This is a genomic window from Micromonospora sp. WMMD712 (assembly GCF_029581295.1).
Taxonomy (GTDB): Bacteria; Actinomycetota; Actinomycetes; order Mycobacteriales; family Micromonosporaceae; genus Micromonospora; species Micromonospora carbonacea.
Map to the genome: position 1 here is coordinate 7,781,733 of NZ_CP120743.1, position 23,896 is coordinate 7,805,628.

Below are 23,896 nucleotides of genomic sequence, written 5' to 3' on the forward strand. Positions count from 1 at the left end.
GTGAAATCGCTCAGCTGCTCAGGTCCTCTGAGGTGTTACCTTAGCCAGTGTCGCGGAGTGCGGAAAGGTCCTCCCATATTCGCGAGAGTCGATCTAGCTGTCCGCGTCGCGTGACCTTCGCCCGCCGCCGGACCGGCAGAGCCCGCCGCCGGACCGGCGGTTACCCGCGGCCCCGGCGCCACCAGCGGGGCCTCCCCAGCCCTTGAGGCATTCACGTAAGGAGCTGCTGATGAGCGTCAGGACAGGTGTCCGGGTGTCAGGGGGACTCGTCGCGCTCGAGGAGGAGCCGACCCGGCTCGCCGAGGTGCTGGACCGCGTCTGCACCCGGTGGGCAAGGGGGTCGGGGGCCGTCGCGCTGACCGTTCCGCCGCTGTTGCCGGTCAGCGACCTCGCCGCCCTCGACGTCTACCGGAACTTCCCCCACCTCGCCCTCGTCTCCTCGGCCCTGGACGTCGCTGTCACGGGGGCCGACCAGATCGAGCAGGAGGCCGCCTCGGGGGAGTTCGGCCCCGACGCGCTGGCTGCGGCGGGTCTCGCCCTGCCGTCCAGTGCCTGCTACGGGGTCTACCTCCACTACCGCGACCGGCAGGTGCCCGAGGGCGGAGAGCTGGTGTCCCTGCTGGGGCAGTGCTTCCGCAACGAGGACCACTTCGACGGGCTCCGCCGCCTCAAGGCGTTCCGGATGCGTGAGGTCGTGGCGCTGGGAACCCCGGAGCAGGCCCAGGCTCACCTCGATCACTCGGAGCGGTTCCTGAACATGCTCGCCGGTGAGATCGGCCTGCCGCTGCACCGCCGCGCGGCCTCCGACCCCTTCTACGACCAGTCCGACGAGCGGGTCACCTTCCAGCAGCTCGTGCCGGTCAAGCACGAGTACGTCTATCAGGACATGGCGATCGCCTCCGTGAACAGCCATCACAAGTTCTTCGGTGAGCGGTGCTCCATCTCGTTGACCGGCGGTGGCCCGGCCTCCACCAGCTGCGTCGGCTTCGGCATCGAGCGGTGGCTCCATGCGCTGGCGGACCACTTCGGCGGGGACTGGGACCGGGCCCAGGACGCCGTCGAGAAGGCGGAGAAGTCGCTGGTCTGAGGCACCGGTCACGGTGATGCGCGCCGGTGGGCGCGCATCACCGCCACCACCGCCTCAGCCGACTCGTGGTCCGGCCGGGCGGTACGCCCGCACGCTCCAACGTCCTTCCGCGCGAGTGAGCCGGATGGGGTGGTCGAAGCACTTGCTGACCTGGTCGCTGGTGAGGACCTCGTCGGCGGGACCCGACGCCAGGCAGCGCCCCTCGCGCAGCAGCAGCACGTGGGTCGTCCCCGGAGGAAGCTCCTCCAGATGGTGGGTGACCAGGACGGACGCGAGCTCCGGGTAGGTGTGTTGCAGCGTGTCGAGCCGCTCGATGAGCTGTTCCCGGCCGGCGACGTCGAGACCGGTCGCGGGCTCGTCGAGCAGCAGAAGGCGCGGGCTGGGCATCAGCGCGCGGGCGATGAGCGCACGGCCCCGTTCCCCCTGGGACAGGGTCGGCCAGCGCGCCCCGTGGCGCTCGCTGAGGCCGAGCAGGCCGATCAGGCGGTCGGCCATCGCGACCTGCTCGGGTGTCGGCTCCCAGCGGGGGATGCGTTCGACGGTGTTGGTCAGCCCGGTCAGCACGACGTCCTGCACCGTGAGGGGCGAACGCAGATCGTGTCGCGGATTGACGTGGCCGACGTAGGAACGCAACTCGCGCATGTCGACCCGCCCCAGCCGGTGGCCCAGCACCTCGACGGTGCCACGGGTGGGGTGCGCGACGGCCCCGAGAAGGCTGAGCAGCGTGCTCTTGCCCGCCCCGTTGGGGCCGAGTAGCGCCCAGTGCTCGCCGGACCGCACCGTCAGCGACGCCTCGTGCAGGATCGGGTTGCCGTCGCGGACGACGGTCGCGTCCGTCACGCGCAGCACCGGGGGTGCGTTCACGAGGGGGTCCGCCCGGAGCGGTTGACGGCGGCCATGACCGCGTGCACCGATGCGGTCAACACGGAGGTGTCCCAGCCGGCGCCCCAGCAGGTGACGTCGTCCACGCGGCACTCGGCGTAGGCGACGGCAGGACTGCCCGGGCCCGCGGCGATGGAGTGCTCGGCATAGCCGAGGATGTCGATCGTGATGCCGACGCCGCGGAGGGCTTCGGCGAGGGCGGACAGCGGCCCGTTGCCGGCACCCCGGCAGGAGCGTTCCTGCCCGTCGATCTGCAGCGTGCAGGCGAACTGGTGCTCGCCGGGCGCGGTCTGCGCGGTGCTCCAGGAAACCAGGGTGACCGGGCCGTCCAGGGCCGGAGCGAGGTAGGTGGCGCGGAAGAGCTCGAACAGCTCCTTGTGGGTGAGCTCCTGACCGGTGGCGTCGGTGACCTGCTGCACGGCGCGGGAGAAGTCCGGGCGCATGGCCTGGGGCAGGTCCAGGCTGTGGTGGGTACGCAGGAGATGCGCGATACCTCCCTTGCCGGACTGGGAGTTGATGCGGATGACCTCCTCGTACGTGCGGCCGATGTCGCCCGGGTCGATGGGCAGATACGGCACCGCCCATGGGGCCTGCTCGGCGGGGACGCCCATCTCGGCGGCCTGCTTGGCGTGGTGGGTCATGCCCTTGGCGATGGCGTCCTGGTGGGTGCCGGAGAAGGCCGTGTGCACGAGGTCGCCCCCGTAGGGGTGGCGGGGGTGGACCGGCAGCCGGTTGCAGTGCTCCACCACCTCGCGCACCGCGTCGATGTCCGAGAAGTCGATCATCGGGTTCACGCCCTGCGCGTACAGGTTCAGCGCCAGGGTCACCAGGTCGACGTTGCCGGTGCGCTCACCGTTGCCGAACAGGCAGCCCTCCACCCGCTGCGCCCCCGCCAGGACGGCGAGCTCGGCGCAGGCGACGCCGGTGCCGCGGTCGTTGTGCGGGTGGACCGACAGGATCACCGACTCGCGGCGCGCCAGATGACGGTCCATGTACTCGATCTGGTCCGCGTACACGTTGGGGGTGGCGATCTCGACCGTCGCCGGCAGGTTGTGGACCACCGGCCGGTCCGGACTCGCCTCCCACAGCTCGGTCAGACCGTTGCAGACCTCCAGGACGAAGTCCGGTTCGGTGAGGTTGAAGACCTCCGGGGAGAACTCGAACCGGATGTCGGCCCCCGGACGCTCCTCGGCGCGGCGCAGCACGTAGAGGGCGGCGGCCCGGATCAGCTCGTGGACCTCGGCACGGGACCGGCCGAGAACCACGTTCCGCCACGTGGGGGCGGTCGCGGTGTAGAGGTGCACGAGGGTGCGGGGGAGCCCGTCGACGGAGGCGATGGTCCGGTCGATCAGGTCCTTGCGGGCCGCGGTGAACACGGAGATGGTGACGTCCTCAGGGACGGCGTCGCTGTCGGCCAGGTGGCGCACGAAGTCGAAGTCGGTCTGACTGGCGGAGGGGTAGCCTACCTCGATCTCCTTGAAGCCCATGGTGACCAGGAGGTCGAACATCCGGCGCTTGCGCTCGGTGTCCATCGGCTCGGCCAGCGCCTGGTTGCCGTCGCGCAGGTCGACAGGCACCCACAGGGGGGCTCGCTCGATCCGCCGCGAGGGCCAGGTCCTGTCCGTGAGCGGCAGGGCGACCCGGTCGTGCGCGGACTGGTAGCGGTGGTGCGGCATCGCGCTCGGGCGCTGGGGGTTCCAGCGTGGCGCATCCGCGGGGACGGGGCCGGTGGGAGTGCGCAGGGTGGGGAAGACCATCCCCGGAGAGTGGGAAATCATGGTGCGGAACTTCTTTCGGTCGGCCATTCGGTGACCGGCGCAGCCCGGGACCCCGCTGCGGGGTGCCGGTCGTGTCAGGCCCCGCAGCGGCAGCCGAGGAGAAGCTCGTGCGGCAGCATGGGGAGTACTGTAACCACAACTCAGCTCCTCAGACAACCGGATAGGTGTGGAAGGGTGAACCTCACATGTCACTAGGTGCCTTGCGGCCGTCCCCTCTGGTCGAGCAGGCCACCGACCGCCTGCGCGAGCAGATCACCGGCGGTGAATGGTCCGTGGGAACGAAGCTCCCCGGCGAGACCGCCCTGGCCAAATCCCTCGGTGTGGGGCGTTCGACCGTCCGTGAGGCCCTGCGGGCCCTCGCCGGCGCGGGGCTGGTGCAGGCGCGGCAGGGATCCGGTGTCTTCGTCATCGCGACCAGGCCCAGGGACGACTGGTCCACCCAGCTCCGCCAGGCGGTCATCACCGACGTCTACGAGGTCCGGATGCTCGTCGAGGTCGCCGCCGCGCAGCTGGCCGCGCAGCGCCGGACCGACGACGACATCGCTGCCCTGCACGGGGCCCTGACCAGGCGTCGCGATGCCGCGGACGCCGGCAACGCCGAGTTCGTCGCGGCCGACATCGCCCTGCACGAGCACGTGGTCGCCGCGGCGCACAACCCGGTGCTCACCGGCCTGTTCACCGAGTTCGTGCCGGTGCTGCAACAACGGCTGCTCGACCTGGTGGAGCTGCTCAGCCTGCGCTTCGACGACCCGAACCACGGCGACGAGGGGCACGCCGTGCTGGTGCGCGCCATCGTGGCGGGAGACGCCGAGGCGGCCGGGCAGGCGCTGCGCGACGAGCTCACGCGGACGCTCGCCCTGCTCCACTCCGTCTGACCTCCGCTTCCTCGCAGGAGGCGGTGGTCATGCGCGAAGCCACACCGTGGATACGGGGGTTCCCCGCGTCCGTGTCGCCCGGCACGCCCTGGACGGTCCTCTTCTTCCCCCACTCGGGCGGCTCCGCAGGCTCCTACCGGGACCTCGCGGCGCAGCTGGCCGGCACGGCCCGGACGGCGTGCGTCGAATACCCGGGGCGGGCGGAACGGGTGCGGGAGCCGCTCTTCACCGACGTGCACGTCCTCGCCGACCAGGCCGCGGACGCGGTCGCCGGGGCACGCGGGGACGGTCCGATGATCTTCTTCGGGCACAGCCTGGGCGCGGTGGTGGCCTACGAGGTCGTCCGGCGCATGCCCGACCAGCGGCAGCTCGTCCTCGTCGCCTCCGGGCATCCGGCCCCGTCCCGCCTCACGCTGTCCGGCCTGCTCGACGACGCCGGTCCGGCGGCCCCCGCTACCGTCCCGACCCGGATTCAGTCGTCGGTTGTCCCGTCATCGCCCTCATGGGGGCCGCCGACCCCCTCACCACCGCCCCCGACGTGCAGGCCTGGGAGCGGCACACGACTTCGGGCCTGCGGGTGCACGTGTTCCCCGGGGGGCACTTCTTCACCAACCGGCACCCCCGGGAAGTGGCGGACGTCCTGCGCCGGGTCATGACGACCGACCGGAACGCGCCCGCGCGGTGACGGCTGCCCGGGACGTCGGCCCACCTCGGCGGACGACGCCAACCGTCAGTCCGCGGCCCGCACGTCGAGGGCGGCGACCGACGGGTGCGGGCGGTCCGCCGCGTCGTCGACCGCCACCGCGAGCCCGCCGGTGGCGCGTGGCCCGGCCGGCGTCGCCACCCGCAGGGCGGGGCCGTCGTCGACCCGGGCGACGGTCTCACCGTCGCGCACCGTCACCGTCACCCGGTGGGTGGCGGCCGGGGCCAGGGCGGCCTCGGCGACCACCCGGTCGCCGCGCAGCAGCGCCACCCGGCCGTGCGCGACGCGCACCGACACCGGGTCGTCGCTGTCCACCCGGACCGTCAGGGTGACCGTGCCGCCGTCGGCCCGCAGCCCACGCGGCGTGGCGTCGACCGTGTAGTCGGTCCAGTCCGCGCTGGCGTAGGCGAGCAGCGTGCCGTAGGCGCGGCGCGGGCTGGCGGCGGTGAACCGGCCGGCGGTCAACGACGACAGGTCCGTCATCGGCTCGCCCTGCTGGTCGCGCCAGTCCCACGGGTTCGTGAACGGGGCGCTGACCCGCGCGGGCACCGCCGTGCGCTCGACGACCGCGCTGACCAGCTCGGCGGCGCTCGTCGTGGCGTACACCTCGGCCCGCTCGACCTGGCCACCGGCCGCGGACCGGCGGCTGCTCGGCTCGGGCCCCCGCGACTTGTTGGTCAGCGCGGCGGCGAACCGCCCGGCCACCAACTCGCGGCTGAACCCGGCCGCCGCCGGGTCGGTCACGGCGTCGCCGACCTCGGAGAACGGGTACGCGAACAACTGCGGCCGGGGCAGGTCGTGGGCGGCGAACGCGGCGAACATCGCGTCGAGATCGGCGGTGAGCCGCTGCCGGTAGGCGGCCAGGCTCTCCTGCGCCCCCGTGGCCGGGTCCCACCGCCGGTGGGTCAGCGGCGAGCCCTGCGTGCCCGGCCCGGTCTGCACCCGGGTGTGCAGGTCGTGGGTGTGCGCCTGGAAGTCCCACCGGCCGGAGCGCGCCATCCGGGCGATCTCCGCCCAGCTCAGGTAGTACGGCCGGTGCTCGCCCACCTGGCCGGTGATCAGGTAGGAGGCGGCCACCATGTCGTGCCGGGCGAGGATCCGGTCGGCGTACGCCCACAGGCCCCGGGTGCCGTCGTCGAAGGTCAGGTAGACCGAGCGTTCCGGCACCGCGCCGCCGCGCAGGTAGTCGACGTACTGCGCCGTGGAGATCGACCGGTAGCCGGCCGCGCGCAGGGCGGTGAGCTGCGCGTCGAACTCCTCCGGGCTGACCACGTAGTGCTCCCGGCCGCCCGGCTCGGTCGCGGCCGGGTCGTCGCCGTGCGGCCGGACGTCGTGGTAGGCCACCACCACCGGCGCGGCCCGCTGCGGCAGCCGGCCGGCCAGCTCCGTGAACCGGCGCAGGTCGGCCGGGCCGAGCCGGGTCACGGCGGTGTCCCGCTGCGCGCCGACGTGCCGCCGCAGGTCGGCGAGGTACCAGGAGACCCCGAACGGCGTCGCCACCACCAGCAGGGTGACCAGCGAGAGCAGCGCCCCCAGCGGGCGCGGCCACCAGCGCGTCACCGCAGCACCTCCCCACGGGTGAACACCACGACGTAGAGCGCGACCAGCGCCACGGCACCGGCGAGGGTGAGCGCCACCCGGGCCAGCCCGGCGAGCAGCCGCCGGCCCGCGTTCACACCGCGCTCCGCGACCAGACGCCGCGCCGGATCGTGCCCACCGAGTAGGGCAGCAGCCAGGACAGCACCGTGGCGGAGAGCACGCTCATCAGCGGCCGGTACGCCCAGCGCGGGTCGCCCGGGTTGTCCAGCCGGTAGGCCAGCCCCCAGAAGGTGCCCTTGAGCAGCACCCCGCACAGGTAGAGCAGCGGCACCGCCCACCAGCCGCGCAGCGGGGCCCACACCAGGTGGGCGAAGGCCATCACCGGGGCCACCGCCACCCACAGCGCGTGCCCGTAGTAGAGCGCCGCCGGGCCGGGCCCGCGCCGCCACATGAACGTGCCGGTGAAGAAGAGGTTGCGCACGTAGCTCTTCTTCCAACGGGTCTGCTGGCGCAGGAACGGGCGCGGCCGCGCCGGCACCGTCGTCCACACCCGCGCCGAGCGGACGTACCCGACCCGCCAGGCCCGGGGCGGGTGGTCCTCGTCGCGGACGAACGGCGAGTCGGCGAAGCGCTGCTTGAGGCGTACGCCGATCCAGCGCTGCCCGAGGACGTAGCCGGTGAGCTGCCGGTCGGTGGCGAAGCGGAACTCGCCGCCGAGGAACCGGTCCGCCGCCCAGGCCGGCAGGTAGTTGAGCACGGCTTCCCGCCGGAACACGGCCAGCGGGCCGGAGACGCAGGTGACCGCCCCGAACGACGCCTCGGCGGCCTTGGCCACCCGGAACTGGCCCTCGTACCAGACGTCCTGCACCCGGGTGAGCAGCGACTCGTCGGGGTTGAGCGCGCGGGCGTGCCCGCTGACCGCGCCGAGGTCCGGCTGCCGCAGCAGGGCCTCGACGCAGCGGCGCAGCGCGTCCGGGGCCAGGACGCAGTCGGAGTCGGTGAAGGCGAGCACGTCGCCGTCGGCGTGCCGGGCCCCGTGCACCAGGGCCCGCTTCTTGCCGACGTTGCGGGGCAGGTGCAGCACGGTGACGGGGAGCTCGGCGGCGAGCCGGTCCAGCACCTCGGCGGTGCCGTCGGTGGAGCCGTCGTCGACGACGATCACCTGCAACGGCCGGTGGTCGCTGCCGGTCATCGACCGCACGCACGCCTCGATCCCGTCGACCTCGTCCTTGACCGCCACCAGCAGGCTCACCCGGGGGGCCGGCGGCAGCGGCGGGAACGTGGCCGCGTGCCGGGGGTGCGCCGGGGCCTCGCTGGGGTCCTCGTAGCGGGCGTAGGCCAGGTAGAACACGGCGACGGTGGCGGTGAGCACGGCGAACCCGTAGTACGCCGCCAGCGGCGCGTACGGCAGCTGGGGCAGCTGCCGGGCCAGCAGGGCGATCAGCGGGAGCAGGCAGAGCGCGACGAGCAGCCGGCGCAGGCCGCGCCGGACCGGTTGGAGCGCGGGCATCTCAGACGACCTCGCGGCGCGGCAGCCCGGTCATCCGGTAGGTGGCGTCGAGGACCATCGGCTGGGTGGCCAGCCACGCCTCGTCCAGGTCGGCCTGGGCGGTGTGCACGACGACCAGGTCCCACTCCCGCTCGGTGTGGTCGGTCAGCCGGCGCAGGGTCGCCCCGTCGGCCGTGCGGACCGACGCGACGAGGTCGTCGACGAAGCCGACGTCCGCGCCGGCCCGGACCAGCTCGCTGATGATCTCCAGCGCCGGCGACTCGCGGACGTCCGCGACGCCGGGCTTGTAGGTCACCCCGACCAGCAGGACGCGGGCCCCGAGCAGCGTACGGCCGGCGCCGGCGAGCAGGTCGCGGACCCGCTCGACGACGCGGCGGGGGCGGGCGGAGATGCCCCGCATCGCGGTCTCGATCAGCGGCGCCTCGCGGCGCTGCCCGCGCAGCTGCCACAGCAGGTAGTGCGGGTCGCAGGGGATGCAGTGCCCGCCCACCCCGGGGCCGGGCTGGAAGGCCATGAACCCGTACGGCTTGGTGGCCGCCCCGTCGATCACCTCGGTGACGTCCAGGTGCAGGTCCCGGCAGAGGTCGGCGAACTCGTTGGCCAGGGCGATGTTGACGGCCCGGAAGGTGTTCTCCAGCAGCTTGGTCATCTCGGCGGCCTCGGGCGAGCCGAGCCGGTGCACCCGGGGGGTGATCCGGGCCAGCGCCGTGGCGGCCCGCGCCGTGCAGTCCGGGGTGACCCCGCCGACGACCCGGGGGGTCAGCTCCTGGCGGTGCCCGTCGTTGCCGGGGTCGACCCGTTCCGGCGCGAAGGCCACCCACACCTCCTGCCCGACCCGCAGGCCCCGGGCGGCCAGCGGTTCGACCAGCAGGTCGCGGGTGGTGCCGACGTAGCTGGTCGAGGTGAGCACGATGGTCTGGCCGGGGCGGGCGTGGGCCACCACCGCGGCGCAGGCCGCCCGCAGCGCGGTGAGGTCCGGGTCGAGGTGACGGTCCACCGGCGTGGGGACGCAGATCAGCACCGTGTCGGCGTCGGCGATCTCGGCGATCGAGGTGGTGAGCCGCAGGGCCGGGTCGGCGGCCCGCATCGTCTCCCGGAGCCGCTCGCGGTCGACGTCGAGCAGGTCGGCCCGGTCGGCGCGGATGTCGTCGAGCCGGGCCGGGTCGATGTCGACGCCGGTCACCCGTGCGCCGCTGCCGACGAGGGCCAGGCTGGTGGGCAGGCCGACGTAGCCGAGGCCGACCACGGCGGTGCGGGCCCCGGGGGCGACCGGAGCGACGACGGCGGCCGGATCGGCGACGGGCGACGGCGGGGCGGCCGGGTGGGGCACGGTGGCCGGGGCGACGGCCGGCGGGCGGGACCGGTCGGCGGCGGGCAGGAGCTGCGACATGGCGGGTCCCTTACGCACGGTGAACGGGAACGATCCAAGAGTGCCGAGCCCGCCGCCCCGAAGGCGCTCCCACGAACAGCCGACCGCCCGCCGAAATCTGCGACCGAGACCTGCCCGATCGGTCAGTCTTCCCCGCTCAGAACCCCCCAGAGACCTTGCCCGATCCACATTCCGCCACCCCCGACAACCACACCAGCCCCCCACCTCTCCCCGCCCACACCGCCCCCACCACTCCCGAACAGGTAAGAAAAATCACTACAGACCTTGAATGGTCAGGTTCGTCCGATGTGGTCTGTGTGACGGCTTGGGGTTGGGGTAGATCGGTGGGATGAGGTATCCCGATGGAGGTGGGTTGTCCGCGCGGGGGCGGGCGAAGCGTGAGGCGGTGCGGCGGCAGGCTGCTGGGTGGTTCGCCGAGGATGTGTCTGTGTCGGTGATCGCGCGCCGGTTGCGGGTGTCGCAGACCGCGGTGTACGGGTGGCGCAAGCGGTGGCGGGCCGGTGGTGAGCAGGCCCTGGCCTCGAAAGGGCCGGGTGGGTCTCGGTGCCGGCTGGATGAGGGCAGGTTGCGGCGGCTGGCCGATGCCCTGGAGGAAGGGCCGGCGGCGCACGGGTTCGGTAGTGATCAGCGGTGGACTCTGGCCCGGGTGTCGGACCTGATCGCCCGCCTGTTCCGTATCCGGTACACGCTGCGGGGCACGGCGAACATCATGTACCGGTTGGGCTGGTCGGTGCAGGTCCCTGCGCATCGTGCGGTCGAGCGGGACGAAGCCGCGATCACCACGTGGCGGCGGGAGACGTGGCCGGCGGGAAAACGGTAGCGGCGCAGCGGCAGGCGTGGCTGGTCTTCGAGGACGAGGCTGGTCAGACGCTGCGCCCACCGAAGGCACGCACCTGGGGACGACGCGGGCACACCCCGGTGGTTCCGGTGTCGGGCAAGGGCTCCGGCCGGGTCTCGATCGCCGGGCTGACCTGTTACCGGCCTGGGCAGCGGTCCCGGCTGATCTACCGCACGATTACCCATCGCGGCCGCAAGAACGAGCGGCGCAGCTTCAGCGAACGCGACTACATCACCCTGCTCGACGCCGCCCACCAGCAGCTCGGCGGCCCAATCGTGTGTATCTGGGACAACCTGAACACCCACGTCTCCGCCGCCATGCGCGCCATGATCGACGCCCGGGACTGGCTGACCGTCATCCGACTACCGGCCTACGCCCCGGACCTGAACCCGACCGAGGCCGTGTGGTCCCATCTCAAACGCAGCATCGGCAACCTCGCCGTGACCGGTGTCGACCACCTCCAGGCGATCATCCGCAACCGCCTCAAGAGCATCCAGTACCGCACCGACCTACTCGACGGCTTCCTCGCTCACACCGGACTGACCCTCGAACCCGACACAACCTGACCATTCAAGATCTGTAGCAGTAACCGCCTCCCGCTCGCCCCACCCGGGCGGGGCGGGGCGAGCGGGGTGGGGAGCTGGGCGCGGTGGGAGGGGATGCTAGAAGGTGTCGGGGGTGCGGATGCGGTCGCGGATCCAGGCGCCGGCCGGCTTGAGGCGGCTCGTGCCGCTGAACTGGCCGCTGCCGCAGGTGCCGGTGGTGAAGACCGCGCCGGAGCGGAAGTCGTCGGAGAAGTTCCAGTTCGTCCAGCTGATCTTCTTGCTGGCCATCAGGTCGAGGTAGCGCTGGGCCATGGCGAAGTCGTTCGGGCCGTCGCCGGAGTAGTCCTGGGTGCCGAACTCGGTGACGAACAGCGGGAGCCGGTCGGCGGCCCGGGCGAAGGTGTCGTAGTACGCGTCGCCGTGCGAGGCGGCGTAGAAGTGGAAGACGTACATGAGGTTGCCACCGGCGACCGGGTTCGCCGCGATCGTGTCCACCCCGCCGCCGCTGCCGGAGACGCCGAGGGACGACCAGTCGGGGGTGCCGACCAGCACCACGGCCTCCGGGTCGCGGCTGCGGATGACCGGGACGACCTGGTCGGCGTAGCTCTTGATGGCGCTCCACGGCACGCCGTTGGGCTCGTTGGCGATCTCGTAGAGCACGTTGACCTTGTCCTTGTGCCGCTCGGCGATCTCGGCGAAGAAGGTGCGCGCCCGGGCCAGGTTGTAGTTCGGGTCGCCGGGGCTGAGCATGTGCCAGTCGACGATGGCGTACATGCCCCGGGCGGTGGCCAGCTCGATGTAGTGGTGCACCAGGTCGGTGAAGCGGCGCGGGTCGGTCTCGTACCCGTCCTCCTGGACGTACATCGAGATGCGCAGCACGTCGGCGTTCCACTCGCGGGCGAGCACGTCCAGCGAGGCCGGGGTGGCGCAGTTCGCGTACCACTGGATGCCGTGCGTGCTCATGCCGCGCAACTGGATCGCGCGGCCGTCGCGGTTGCAGAGCTGGCGGCCGCAGACGCGGAGCTGGCCGTTGGCGGCGACCGGGGAGACGGCGGCGGGCGGAGGCGTCGTGGGCGGCGCGGTGGTGGCGGGGGGAGTGGTGGTGGGCGGCGGGGCGGTCGTCGGGGTGCCGCCGCCTGAGCAGGGCTGGCCGTTGAGGGTGCAGCCGGTCGGGCCGCCGGTGCCGGTGGCGACGAAGCCGAAGGTCACCGAGGCGCCCGGGGCGACCGTGCCGTTCCAGGACCGGTTGGCGAAGGCGTGGTGCTGGCCGCTGCTGGTCAACAGCGCGTCCCAGTACGAGCCGATGGTGGTGCCGGCGGGCAGGTCGAACTCCAGCCGCCAGGAGCTGATCGTGGTGCTGCCGGAGTTGGTGATCCGGTAGCTGCCCTCCCACCCGGAGCCCCAGTCGTTCACCTTGGTGAAGCTCGCGGTCGGCGTCGCCGCCGCGCCGGCGGTGCCGGTCAGGGCGAGCGGGGCCAGCGTGAGGGCCGCGAGGAGGCCGGCGGCCAGGAGCGTTCTGCCGCGAAGTCGCACGGGTGCCTCCGGGAGGGGGAAGGTGGCCTGAGTCCTCGCACTATAAGGAAAGTTAAGTGTTGTGGCAACGAGGGCTGTCGATGCGCCGGCGTCCCGCCCTGTCCCGCGCCGCTCGGCCCGCCCCGACCCGGCTCGGGTCCCCGGTCGGACGCGCTCCCCGCGGGTCGCGTCGCCGCCGCGGCGCGAGTGGTGAAAGAGAGTGACTCACGTTGATGTTTCGTGATTCGCTCCGGTTGTGCTTCCGGTCCGGAGGTGGGAATGGCGTGAATATTGGATGTGAAAACGATGTGAATCGGAGTGCGGCGGTGCCCACCGGGTCTCGCGGTTGCTTCGGCCATTGCCGTCCGCCGTTGCGGCAACTACTATTCGATGTTGTCGCGTGCCGATGGATGTTGATTGACTGCTATGGATCTGTTGGTGGCTCTTTCCGGCCGAATGCGGCCGATCGTGTCTTTCGCGCAGAAAGAACTTCCGGGATTGAGGCAGCGGCTCTACAGACAGGGTTTCAGCGAGATGCTCATTCTGACCCAGCGACACATCGGCCGGATAATGGAAGAGATCGGCGTCGACGCATTGTTGACGGAACTGGTCTCGCGTCTCGGCGACAAATTCGTCGAGGTGCACAAGGGTGTGGCCGAGCTGTCGCCCGCCCGGGGGGCGTTCGAGCGGGAGGGGCCCGCCCCGGGGGTGATCGAGTGGATGCCGCACCGCGAACGGAACGAGAGCACCACCATCAAGGTCGTCTCGTACAGCCCGGCGAACGTCGACGACCACGGTCTGCCGACGATCACCGCCTGCGTGGCCCGCTTCGACGACCGGACCGGGCGTACGACGGTGGTGGCCGACGGCGCCGCGCTCACCGCCCTGCGCACCGGCGCCGCGTCGGCGCTGGCCAGCCGGGCGCTGGCCCACCCCGACAGCCGGACGGTCGGGCTGATCGGCTGCGGCGCCCAGGCGGTCGCCCAACTGCACGCCCTGAGCCTCGTCTTCCCGGTCGACCGGGTGCTGGCCTGGGATGTCGACCCCACCCACCTGGCCTCCTTCGGCCGCCGGGCCGGCTTCACCGGGCTCGCGGTGACGGCGGCGAGCCCCGACGAGGTGGCGAGGTCGGCCGACATCCTGGTGACGGCGACGTCGGTGGGCATCGGCGCCGGTCCCGTCTTCCCGGACGCCGCGCTGCGGGAGCACCTGCACGTCAACGCGGTCGGCTCCGACATCATCGGCAAGGTCGAGCTGCCCCGGACGCTGGTGGACCGGGCGCTGGTCTGCCCCGACCATCCCGAGCAGGCGGCGCGGGAGGGCGAGAGCCAGGTCCTCGATCCGGGGCGCCTCGGCCCCTCGCTCAGCGAGATCTGCGCCGACCCGGGCCTCGTGGCCGATGCCCGGTACGGGCAGACGGTCTTCGACTCGACCGGCATCGCGCTCGAGGACCACGTCGCGCTGGACCTCTTCGTCGAACTGGCCGCGCAGCTCGGGGTGGGCACCGAGGTCGACTTCTCCGACGAGCCGACCGACGTGCTGAGCCCGTACGCCGTCGGCACCGTGGCGCGGTCGGTGCGCTGACGGCCGGGCCGTCCCGGCGGCACCCGCCACCCCGTCACCCTGCCCGCCCGAGGCGGCCGGACGGCGGCTGCGCCGAACGCCGCTGGGCCGACGCCCGCGGCGGGGACGCGGCGACAACTGTGAACTGACGCCCACGCGGGGACGCGGGACAACTGTGAACTGACGCCTACGGCGGGGACGGCGCCGGCTGCCACCACGGCAGCCGGCGCCGTCCCCGCCGCTTCGGGCGTCCGCCCGGCCCGCGGGACCAGCGGGCCGGGCGGCGGGCTGCCGGGCCGCAGCCCGGTCGTCGCCCCGATCGTGGCGCGGTGCGCCGGGGCCGCTCAGGCCGAGCAGCCGTGGGGCCCCTCGGTGGTGAGCGTGGCCAACGAGCAGATCGTCACCAGCGGGTAGTACGCCCCCATGATCGACGCGGCGGTCTCCGCCGAGCTGTTCATCGGCACGTTCTGCACGGCGTACGGAAAGTCCTCCACCGGCAGCAGGTGGCGGAGCAGGACCATGTGCGGGACCGTCGGGTACGAGACGGAGAAGGGCACGAAGGTGGTGTTCCTGACCTCCTCGATGGCCGCCCGCTGCCCCTCCGTGCCGAGGACGAAGGCGTAGTTCCCGTGTCGGTCGATCCGGGTCTCGTCGTTGTAGCGGCAGCCGTAGCTCGTCGACCCGTCGGCGAACCGGTTGATCACGACGGGCTTGTACTGGCCGCCCAGGTTGGTGCACATCGACCAGTAGCGGACCTCGGCGCGCCGGCGGGGCCAGGAGACCGGGCGGTTGCCGTTGACCGCCTCTGGCGCCCGGCCGCGGATCACGACGACGTGGTCCGGCCCCGGCGGGACGAGCCAGGTGCCGAGGTAGGCGTTGTCCGGGTTCGGCGCGAGGTTCTCCACCTCGGAGGTGCGGGTGAACAGCTTGTCGCCGGTTATCGGGGGTGGACTGGGGCGGCGGTCCGCGTCACCGAGGCCCGCGGGGCCGTCCTCGGCCGGCTGGCCGGCCGGCCCGTCCTCCGCCGGGGCGGCGGCCGGCGCGGCGGCCGGGGTGGCGGGCGGCGTGGTGGTGGGGAGCGGCGAGGTGGTGGGGGACGGCGGCGACGGGCTGGCCGTCGGGGAGGGCGGCGGCGCGGTCGGGGACGGGGTCGGCGGCGGGGCGGGCGGGCAGGTGGGCAGCGTCTTGGACACACCGCCCTGGGTCAGGGTCACGGTCGGCAGGACCACCGTCGAGTCGCCGCCGCTGGGCAGGTAGACCCGGTAGATCACCGAGGCCTTCGCCCCGGGCAGGGCGTCCTCCCGGGACAGCGGCAGCCGGTTGGGCTGCCCCTGGGCCACGTCCGGGCTGAGCGTGATGGTGAACCGGCCGCCGGGCCTCCTGACGCCCTGCCACGGGTTGGCGCTGCCCGGGTCCGGGGCGATGAGGTGGTCGGGCAGGCTGGAGTTGGCGCCGTTACGACTGAACCAGGTGGGCTTGTCGTCGTAGACGGTGAAGGACGCGTAGCGGGCGTCCGGGAAGACCCCGGAGATGGTGATCTCCAGATCCTCCGTCACCGGGTAGACGGTCGACCAGTAGGTGGCGGCGCTGTCGGGCCAGTAGGCATTCAGCCCCGTAACCCCGTATTTCGACGCCCACGCGCACTCGGGCATCACGATGGTGGTGGCGGCCGGGCCCTGGGCGTCGACAGGTGCGGCTGTCAGAGGAAGGGCCAGTGCAATCAGCCCGGACGTCAATAGGAGTGCCCGGCCCGCACTCCGAATCGTTTTTCCCGGAACGGGTATCGTCATGTGATCGACTTGACCACACGGATATTGCAACAAGGTTACAACCAGATCAGCGGTGGACAATTTCCGCCGTTCGGCCCAGGGTGATTCGGTGCCTTCGCTGATAACGGCCGCCCGGAGGGCTAAGCGTTCGTTCCTGGCAATGCGTCGAAATCCGCCTCATTCAACGGAAAGGGCGCACTCGGCCGATGTGGAGTCACCGCCCGCCGGTCGGCGGCCGGCGCCCGCGCGGTCCCGGATCCTGTTGCGGCGTAAGGCGGTCCTCGGCCGGGACGGGGCGGCCGGACGGCGCGGGAACTGCTTTCCCATGGCCTGCGGATCGCGTCCGTCGCCGCGCCCACCGGCGCTGTTGTCGGTGGTGGGCCGTCCCACGGTCGGCGCGGGAAAGGGTGTGCTCCCGTCGTGGGCGATTCGACTCCCGCGTCCCATTCCCACGTCACCGCCAGTCGTGGCCGGATGGGCTGGTCCTCGCGACGCGGCATTGTCGCCGAACCGTCACCGCCGGGGGTTCACCGAACCGCCGCGCACGCGTGCCGGGGCGAATCGCGCGGGCCGCCGTCGCCCTTCGTGTGCCGGGTCGAAAAGCGCCGCGACAGGCGGTGGAAAGGCGTTCACCAGGAAATTCGGCGCCGGTGGAGGCGTGCGCCCACCCGGCGGCCGCCGCGCGCGTGACGGCGGGCGCGTGACGGCGGGCGCGTGACGGCGGGGCGGGACGCCGCAGCAGCCTGGCGTCCCGCCCCGCCCAGTCGGTCGGTCAGTTGGTCAGACGATCTCCACCCCGTAGACGCCGAGCGCCTCGGTCACCGGTTGGAAGTAGGTGGTGCCGCCGGAGGAGCAGTTGCCGTTGCCGCCCGAGGTGAGGCCCAGGGCGGTGCTCCCGCTGAACAGCGCGCCGCCGCTGTCGCCCGGCTCGGCGCAGACGGTGGTCCGGATCAGCCCGGTGACGGAGCCCTCGACGTAGTTCACCGTGGCGTCGACCGCCTCGACCGTGCCGCCGTGCAGGCCGGTGGTGCTGCCGGAGCGCTCCACGCTCTGCCCGACGAAGGCGTCGGCGGCCTCGGTGATGTCCTGGGTGGTGCCGTCGTAGCGGGAGACGCTGCCGTCGGCGGCCGCCGCGCTGCTGTGTGTGACGATGCCGTAGTCGTCGCCGGGGAAGCTGCCCGTGCCGCCGGAGCCGAGCAGGCTGCTCTGCCCGGAGTCGGCGTACCAGTTGGCGGCGATGTCGGTGCAGTGCCCGGCGGTGAGGAAGTAGTAGGAGTCGCCGCTGCGGACGTTGAAGCCGAGCGAGCAGCGGCCGCCGCCCTCGGCCCAGATGGCGTCGCCGCCGGCGGCCCGGATGCTGAGCGTCCCGGCTTCCCGCTCGATGCGGACGCTGCCGCCCAGGCGGTCGGCGACGGCCTCGACGCGCTGGAGCTTCGCGCCGGTCACGGTGCTGTCGACGGAGACGACGACCTGGTTGGTCGCCGGGTCGGTCCACCACGCGGTGCCGGGGATCCGCGCGGAGCTGTCGAGGGCGGCGGTGGCGCGGGCGAGTTCGCCCGCGCCGCGGGTGACGAGCTTCGGGGTGGCGCCGGCCGCGCGGACCTTGCGGGCGGCGGCGTCGTCGGTCACGGTGACGACCATGGTGCCGTCGGCGCGGGCGTACGCGCCGCCGGAGCGGTCGCCGAGCGCGGCGGCGAGCGCGGTGACCGTGTCCGGGGAGGCGGGCGTCGCGGGTGCGGCCTGGGCGGGAGCGCCGGTCAGCGCGCCGACGACCAGCGCGCCGGCCACCGACGCGGCGGTGGCGCGGTGCAGCGGGGACCCGGAGAGTCGCATGTGGTACCTCCTGGAGCTGAGCACGGGCAGCCTTTCGGGCCGCCCCGGGCGGCCGATCGACTGGTGAGGCCCACCCGATCGGAGGCGTCGAAGTATTCATAGGTTTAACAATCATGGCAAGAGTGACGGTTGGCCTGGCTCAGCCGTATCTCACACCTTGGGTCCCGACAGTCCGACGCGCGGCAACTCCGATGGTTTAGCGAGTTTCCCCAGGCCGTCCGGCCGTGGTCCGCGCATTCCCGGCGACGGGTTTAGTTGCCCCGTGACCGGATTGCGGGACGGGCGGAAAAAGTGGCGTCCGCGCCCCGGTGAGATTGCTCTGAATGGATGCCTTGTGAATGTGAGCGGTCACAAGATAGCCTCCGCTTGAGGGGGCGAAGGGCTGATCCGCAGCGGCAACGACCAGACCCTGCCGATCAGCCCCTGCAACCTGCGCTTCCGCTGTCAGGGGCTGGACCCGAACGCGGGGGCGAGTACAACAACCTGCCCTGGCGGCTGGGCCTGATCACCCAGACCGACTCCACCTGCTGACGGCGTTCGTCGGCGGGTCGACGCGCCGGCGTCGGTCGGACCACGGCCGGCGTCGGGATCACCACCGGCAGGGCACCGGCCACAGGCGGGCGCGCAGGCGTCGGCCGGCCGAGCCGGTGGGGCCGGTGCGGAGGGGGCGAGCTCCGCACCGGCCCCGTGGTGTGCTCCGGCCGCCCGGCAGGCGGTGCCGGGGCGGTCGCGCGGGCCGACCGGCGCCGGCCGGGACTACCGACCGTCCGGCGCGCCCGTCCGCGCCGGGAACCGCTCGATGTTCGCCACCACCCAGCGGCGCAGCCGGGCCAGCGGCTCGCACGCGTCCCACCCGAGGGCGGTCAGGGAGTATTCGACGTGCAGCGGCACCGCCGGATACACCGTGCGGTCGACGAGGCCGTGTTCCTCCAGGCGGCGCAGGGTGGCGGTGAGCACCTTCGGGCTGATCCCGTCGAGGCGGGCGCGGAGCTCGCCGAAGCGTCGGGGCCCGTCCTCCAGCGCCCCGAGCGCCAGCGCGCTCCACTTGTTGGCCAGCAGGTCCAGGATGTGCCGGCACGGGCAGGACGCGTCGTAGACGTCGTGGGCCCGGCCGCAGGCGGTCGTGAGCACCCGGCCATCGTAGTTCCCTTCGGATACCAATGACCGTTGACGGTAACTAGGGCCGTCGAAATAGCGTCCGGGCATGGCTGAACTGATGCGTGCGGTCGGTTACCGCAGGAACCTGCCCAGCTCCGATCCGTCGTCGCTGCTCGACCTGACCCTTCCCGTCCCGACCCCCGGTGACCACGACCTCCTGGTCCGGGTCGAGGCCGTCTCCGTCAACCCGGCCGACGTCAAGGTCCGCGCCGGCAGCGCCCCGGGCGACGAGCCGAGGATCCTCGGCTACGACGCGGCCGGCGTGGTGGAGCGGGTCGGCCCGGCGGTCACCCTCTTCGCCCCCGGCGACGAGGTCTGGTACGCGGGCTCGCTGGCCCGGCCCGGCACGAACTCCGAGCTGCACCTGGTCGATGAGCGCATCGTCGGGCCGAAGCCGGCCTCGCTGGACTTCGCCGAGGCCGCGGCGCTGCCGCTGACGGCGCTCACCGCGTGGGAGTCCCTCTTCGACCGGCTCCGGCTGACCGCCACCAGCACCGGCACCCTGCTGGTCCTGGGCGCGGCCGGCGGCGTGGGCGCCATCCTCGTGCAGCTCGCCCGGCACCTGACCGACCTCGAGGTCGTCGGGACGGCGTCGCGCCCGGAATCCCGGCGGTTCGTCCTCGACCAGGGGGCGCACCGGGTCGTCAACCATCACGAGGACCTGGCCGAGGCGCTGCCCGGCGGCGTGGACCACGTCTTCAGCCCGTTCTCCGCCGGGATGGTCGGGACCTTCGCCCGGATCGTGCGCCCGTTCGGGGCCGTGGTCGCCATCGACGAGCCGCCGGGCCTGGACCTGCTGCCCCTCAAGGCCAAGAGCATCGCCTGGCACTGGGAGCTGATGTTCACCCGGCCCCTGCACGACCCGACCAGCCTCGCGCAGCACCACATCCTGCGGCGGGTCGCCGAGCTGGTGGACGAGGGGGTCCTGCGTACCACGATGACCACGCGGATCGACGGCATCGACGCCGCCAACCTGCGCCGGGCGCACGCCGCCGTCGAGAGCGGCGCGACGATCGGCAAGATCGTCCTCGCCGGGTTCTGAGGACCGCCCGGCGCAGCGGCGTCAGGGCCAGTCCGGCCGCCGGGGCAGGGCGAACCGCCAGCCCTGCGCCGCCAGCGCGGGCACGACGCGCTCGACCGCGTCGACGGTCTGGCCGCGGTCGCCCCCGCCGTCGTGCAGCAGCACCACGGCCCCCGGGGTGATCCCGTCGCGCAGGCGGCGCACCAGCTCGTCGACGCCCGGCGGGTCCCAGTCGCCGACGGCCAGCCGCCAGCCGAGCGGCCGCATGCCCAGGGCGGCGGCCACCGCGGGGCTGCGGCCCCAGGCGCCGTAGGGGGCGCGGAAGTACGGGATCCGCGCCCCCGGCACCGCACGGCGGATGGCGGCGTCGGCCTCCCGCAGGTCCGCCTCGATCCGCTCCGGCGGCCAGGAGCTCATGTCCTCGTGGCGCATGCTGTGGTTGCCCAGCGTGTGCCCGGCGGCCACGATCTCGCGTGCCACCTCGGGGTGGGCGTCGACCTGCTCGCCCCACAGGCAGAACACGGCCGCGATGCCGTGCCGGCGCAGCACGTCGAGCAGGCGCGGCGTGGCGGCGGGGTTCGGCCCGTCGTCGAAGGTGAGGCCGAGGACCCGCCCCCCGCCACGGGTGGTCTCGACGATGTCGGCGCTCACCCCGGGGCGGGGCGCGGGGACGGGGCGCATCGGGGGGCCGTCAGTGTTCCCGGTAGGTGGCCAGGTCGAAGTCGGCGTGTGCGCCGTCGCCGCCGAGGTCCTGCACCCACAGCCCGAGCAGGGCGCCGGTGAAGCCCCACGCCGCCGGCTCACCGTCGATGATCAGCGCGGCGTGCTCGTCGGACAGGATCGTCGCGTCCAGCTCCGCCGGGACCCGCCGCCACCCCGCGCCGAGGTCGTACCAGAAGCGCACGACGGGCCCGTCGAACTCGGCCCGTAGGCCGACCGGGCCGGTGCCGGGCGCCTCGACGGTGAGTTCGGGGTACGCGGTGCGCCGCCCGCTGTCGGAGCTGAGCAGCTCCAGCACCCGCCGGCCGTCGTCGGACCGGGTCAGGTAGAGGTGGTGCCAGTTGAGGGTGTTGTAGTAGGCGGTGACCCCGGCGAGCTGGTAGTGGTCGACCGGGTCGAACTCGACGACGGCCTCCAGCGAGCAGTGCGTGGCGCCGACGCGGCGCGCGACCAGGCTCGGCCGCTGCTTGCCCACCGGTGACTGTCCACCGTGGATGCGCAGGTGGGAGGGGCGGCTGCGCAGGTCCACCCAGTCGTCGGTGGCGGGCCGGCGCAGCGTCGACCAGGACGCGCCCAGCTCGCCGGTGTCGAAGTGGTCGGTGGCGGGCTCCTCCGGCCACGGGTGCAGGGGCAGGCCCGGCCCGGCCACCTCGTCCGCCGGGACGCCGCCGGGGACGCTCGGCCAACCGCCGGCGGGCCACTCGACCCGCTGGATGGCGGTCTCCCGCCCCAGCACGCAGTTGCCCAGCGGGGTGTAGGGGCGGCCGACGAGGTGCGCCAGGTACCAGTCGCCGTGCGGGGTGCGCACCAGGCTGCCGTGCCCGGCCTTCTGCAACGGCAGGTCGGGCCGGCCCACCGAGGTCAGCAGCGGCCCCGCCGGGTCCACCTCGTACGGCCCCAGCAGCTCGCGGGAGCGGGCCACGGTGACCTGGTGCTCCCAGCTGGTGCCCCCCTCGGCGGTGACCAGCCAGTACCACCCGTCGTGGCGGTAGATGTGCGGGCCCTCGGTCAGCCCGACCGACGTGCCGGTGAACAGCAGTTGGGGGCGGCCGACGAGGCGGCGCTCGGCGCGGTCGTAGCGCTGGATCTCGATGCCGGCGAAGCGGTCGCGCCCGGGTCGCCAGTCCGCGCGCATGCTCAGCATCCAGGTGGTGCCGTCCTCGTCGTGGAACAGCGACGCGTCGAAGCCGCGGCCGTGCAGCTGCACCGGATCCGACCAGGGGCCGGCGATGTCGGGGGCGGTGATCAGGTAGTTCTGCGGGTCCCAGTAGCCGCTGGCGAAGCTGGCCACGTCGCTGTAGACGAGGTGGAACTGCCCGTCGTGCCAGGTCAGGTCGGGTGCCCACACCCCGTTGGAGTCGCCGCATCCGCGCAGGTCGAGCAGGCGGTGCTCGGTGACGATCCCGCCGAGCGGACGCCAGTGCACGAGGTCGCGGGAGTGGTGCACGCGGACGCCCGGGAACCACTCGAAGGTGGAGGTGGCCAGGTAGTAGTCGTCGCCGACCCGCAGGATCGACGGGTCCGGGTGGAACCCGGGAAGGACGGGGTTGCGGATCGACCGGGCAGCGGTCGCCACGTCAGCGGTCTCGGTCGACACGTCGGCTCCTCTGGTGCGGCTTTCGGAACTTCCGGACGCTCGGCCCGGATTATCGGTAGGTGCCGACCACGGTAGCCGTTGACGTCGCCTTAGGACAGACCCCTTGACCCGGACATACGCTACGTCGTAGCGTGCCCGCCATCGATCGGTAATACCGGCGAAGCATTGGAACTTCCGAAGATAACGTCGAGTCCTGCCGGCTCGATCAGCATCCGAGCACCTCGTGAGTCCCCGAAGGGATGGACCATGTCAGCGCACCTCTCCCGCAGAACGCTGCTCGGCCTCGTCGGCGCCGGCGCCGGCGCCTACCTGCTCAGCGGCTGTAGCGGCGACGACGAGTCGGGCGACCCGAACGCCCCGCAGACCATCGACTGGTGGCACATCCAGAACACCGAGCCGATGCTGCCGGTGTGGGCGGCGGCGGCCGAGGAGTACAAGACCGCCCACCCGAACGTCAAGATCGAGATCCAGCCGCTGGAGAACGAGGCGTTCAAGGCCAAGCTGACCACCGCCACCCAGGCCGGATCCCCGCCCGACCTGTTCCAGTCGTGGGGCGGTGGCGTGCTCCGCCAGCAGGCGGAGGCCGGCCTGGTCAAGGACATCACCGACGACGTGCAGCCGTGGATCGGGAGCCTGCTGCCCCTGTCCCTGGAGCCGTACACCATCGACGGCAAGATCTACGGCGTGCCGTTCGACGTCGGCATGGTCGGCTTCTGGTACAACAAGGATCTCTTCGCCAAGGCCCAGATCACCGAGCCGCCGACCACCTGGGCCGGGCTGCTCGACACGGTCCGCAAGCTCAAGGCCGCCGGCATCGTGCCGATCGCGCTGGCCGGCAAGGAGAAGTGGCCGGCCCACTTCTACTGGGCGTACCTGTCCATGCGCATCGGCGGGCTCGGCGCGCTCCAGCAGGCCGCCAAGGACAAGAACTTCGACACCCCCGACTTCGTGGCGGCCGGCGACCGGCTCAAGGAGCTGGTCGACCTCCAGCCGTTCCAGAAGGGCTTCCTCGGCGCCGAGTACGGCTCCCCGGACGGCCAGGCCGCCACCATGGGCAACGGCGGCGCCGCGCTGGAGCTGATGGGGCAGTGGGCGCCGTCTGTGCAGGCGTCCAGCTCCACCAGCAAGAAGGGCATCGGCGACAAGCTCGGCTTCTTCCCGTTCCCGGCCGTCGACGGCGGCAAGGGCTCCGCCACGGAGGTGTTCGGCGGCGGCAACGGCTTCGCCGTCGGCAAGGACGCACCCGCGGCGACCCTCGACTTCCTCAAGGCCCTGCTCAGCGTCGACAGCCAGCGCAAGTCCGCCAAGACCGGCGCGGTGCTGCCGACGGTCAAGGAGGCGACCGACGCGATCGCCGACCCCAACAACAAGACCGTCGCGCAGGCCCTGGCCAGTGCCACCGGTTTCCAGCTCTACCTCGACCAGGCGTACCCGCCCGCCGTCGGCCAGCAGGTCAACGACAGCGTCGCCGAGCTGATCGCCGGCAACAAGACGTCCGCGCAGATCCTCAAGGACATCACCGCGGTCGCGAAGAGCCAGTAGTCGTCCCCCGCCCCGTGGCCCGCTGAGAGAATCG

At 72.7% G+C, this 23,896-nt stretch carries 19 protein-coding genes; 8 read left to right on the forward strand and 11 right to left on the reverse strand.

All coding sequences use genetic code 11. The features are described from left to right. Nucleotides 1-229 precede the first annotated feature (229 nt). Nucleotides 230-1,087 carry a hypothetical protein gene (locus O7633_RS32925; RefSeq protein WP_282325210.1) on the forward strand — a complete coding sequence of 286 codons (858 nt, stop codon included), beginning with the start codon at nt 230-232 and terminating at the stop codon, nt 1,085-1,087. A 54-nt stretch (nt 1,088-1,141) separates the two neighbouring features. On the opposite strand, the gene O7633_RS32930 is transcribed toward O7633_RS32925, so the two are convergent. Next, nucleotides 1,142-1,951, reverse strand: a complete 810-nt coding sequence (locus O7633_RS32930) for an ATP-binding cassette domain-containing protein (protein WP_282325211.1) — start codon at nt 1,949-1,951, stop codon at nt 1,142-1,144. Beyond that, entirely contained in the window at nt 1,948-3,645 is a 1,698-nt protein-coding gene (gene leuA / locus O7633_RS32935) for a 2-isopropylmalate synthase (protein WP_282328698.1), read from the reverse strand. The genes O7633_RS32930 and leuA overlap by 4 nt, the downstream gene beginning before the upstream one ends. 287 nt (nt 3,646-3,932) lie before the next feature. Here leuA and O7633_RS32940 point away from each other — a divergent pair, with 287 nt between their 5' ends. Beyond that, nucleotides 3,933-4,622 (forward strand): FCD domain-containing protein, encoded by a 690-nt coding sequence (locus tag O7633_RS32940; RefSeq protein ID WP_278134300.1) that lies wholly within the window; start codon nt 3,933-3,935, stop codon nt 4,620-4,622. 502 nt (nt 4,623-5,124) lie between these two features. Next, the gene (locus O7633_RS32945; RefSeq protein WP_282325212.1) at nt 5,125-5,307 is read left to right on the forward strand and encodes a thioesterase domain-containing protein; all 183 of its coding nucleotides are present in this window, start codon (nt 5,125-5,127) and stop codon (nt 5,305-5,307) included. A 45-nt stretch (nt 5,308-5,352) separates the two neighbouring features. Here the strand turns inward: O7633_RS32945 and O7633_RS32950 are convergent, their stop codons facing one another. The 3 genes from O7633_RS32950 to O7633_RS32960 all read right to left on the reverse strand — a co-directional run bounded on the left by O7633_RS32950 (nt 5,353) and on the right by O7633_RS32960 (nt 9,764). Beyond that, nucleotides 5,353-6,885: a polysaccharide deacetylase family protein gene (locus tag O7633_RS32950; protein WP_282325213.1), complete on the reverse strand. Its 1,533-nt coding sequence runs from the start codon at nt 6,883-6,885 to the stop codon at nt 5,353-5,355. Nucleotides 6,886-6,997: 112 nt separating this feature from the next. Further along, the gene (locus O7633_RS32955) at nt 6,998-8,374 is read right to left on the reverse strand and encodes a glycosyltransferase (RefSeq protein ID WP_278134306.1); all 1,377 of its coding nucleotides are present in this window, start codon (nt 8,372-8,374) and stop codon (nt 6,998-7,000) included. A 1-nt stretch (nt 8,375) separates the two neighbouring features. Then, nucleotides 8,376-9,764 carry a nucleotide sugar dehydrogenase gene (locus O7633_RS32960; RefSeq protein ID WP_282325214.1) on the reverse strand — a complete coding sequence of 463 codons (1,389 nt, stop codon included), beginning with the start codon at nt 9,762-9,764 and terminating at the stop codon, nt 8,376-8,378. 385 nt (nt 9,765-10,149) lie between these two features. Between O7633_RS32960 and O7633_RS32965 the strand changes: the two genes are divergently transcribed. Further along, a complete protein-coding gene (locus O7633_RS32965) occupies nt 10,150-10,584 on the forward strand; it encodes a winged helix-turn-helix domain-containing protein (RefSeq protein ID WP_282325215.1) in 435 nt (144 codons plus the stop codon). Next, entirely contained in the window at nt 10,548-11,168 is a 621-nt protein-coding gene (locus tag O7633_RS32970; protein ID WP_282325216.1) for a transposase, read from the forward strand. The genes O7633_RS32965 and O7633_RS32970 overlap by 37 nt, the downstream gene beginning before the upstream one ends. 96 nt (nt 11,169-11,264) lie before the next feature. Here O7633_RS32970 and O7633_RS32975 read toward each other — a convergent pair whose 3' ends face one another. Further along, the gene (locus O7633_RS32975) at nt 11,265-12,656 is read right to left on the reverse strand and encodes a cellulase family glycosylhydrolase (RefSeq protein ID WP_282328699.1); all 1,392 of its coding nucleotides are present in this window, start codon (nt 12,654-12,656) and stop codon (nt 11,265-11,267) included. 573 nt (nt 12,657-13,229) lie between these two features. Between O7633_RS32975 and O7633_RS32980 the strand changes: the two genes are divergently transcribed. Further along, the gene (locus tag O7633_RS32980) at nt 13,230-14,243 is read left to right on the forward strand and encodes an ornithine cyclodeaminase family protein (protein ID WP_282325217.1); all 1,014 of its coding nucleotides are present in this window, start codon (nt 13,230-13,232) and stop codon (nt 14,241-14,243) included. 323 nt (nt 14,244-14,566) lie between these two features. Here O7633_RS32980 and O7633_RS32985 read toward each other — a convergent pair whose 3' ends face one another. The 3 genes from O7633_RS32985 to O7633_RS32995 form a co-directional block, all read right to left on the reverse strand. Further along, entirely contained in the window at nt 14,567-15,874 is a 1,308-nt protein-coding gene (locus O7633_RS32985) for a hypothetical protein (protein ID WP_282325218.1), read from the reverse strand. An 897-nt stretch (nt 15,875-16,771) separates the two neighbouring features. Beyond that, nucleotides 16,772-17,824 (reverse strand): S1 family peptidase, encoded by a 1,053-nt coding sequence (locus tag O7633_RS32990; RefSeq protein WP_074478917.1) that lies wholly within the window; start codon nt 17,822-17,824, stop codon nt 16,772-16,774. Nucleotides 17,825-18,580: 756 nt separating this feature from the next. After that, entirely contained in the window at nt 18,581-18,955 is a 375-nt protein-coding gene (locus tag O7633_RS32995) for a helix-turn-helix domain-containing protein (RefSeq protein ID WP_074478918.1), read from the reverse strand. Nucleotides 18,956-19,028: 73 nt separating this feature from the next. Between O7633_RS32995 and O7633_RS33000 the strand changes: the two genes are divergently transcribed. Next, a complete protein-coding gene (locus O7633_RS33000) occupies nt 19,029-20,024 on the forward strand; it encodes a zinc-binding alcohol dehydrogenase family protein (protein WP_278134316.1) in 996 nt (331 codons plus the stop codon). A 21-nt stretch (nt 20,025-20,045) separates the two neighbouring features. Here O7633_RS33000 and O7633_RS33005 read toward each other — a convergent pair whose 3' ends face one another. Both O7633_RS33005 and O7633_RS33010 read right to left on the reverse strand, forming a co-directional pair. Further along, nucleotides 20,046-20,684: a polysaccharide deacetylase family protein gene (locus O7633_RS33005; protein ID WP_278134317.1), complete on the reverse strand. Its 639-nt coding sequence runs from the start codon at nt 20,682-20,684 to the stop codon at nt 20,046-20,048. Between the two features lie 10 nt (nt 20,685-20,694). Next, a complete protein-coding gene (locus O7633_RS33010) occupies nt 20,695-22,320 on the reverse strand; it encodes a glycoside hydrolase family 43 protein (RefSeq protein WP_282325219.1) in 1,626 nt (541 codons plus the stop codon). Nucleotides 22,321-22,566: 246 nt separating this feature from the next. Here O7633_RS33010 and O7633_RS33015 point away from each other — a divergent pair, with 246 nt between their 5' ends. After that, the gene (locus O7633_RS33015; RefSeq protein ID WP_278134321.1) at nt 22,567-23,862 is read left to right on the forward strand and encodes an extracellular solute-binding protein; all 1,296 of its coding nucleotides are present in this window, start codon (nt 22,567-22,569) and stop codon (nt 23,860-23,862) included. Nucleotides 23,863-23,896: the final 34 nt, after the last annotated feature.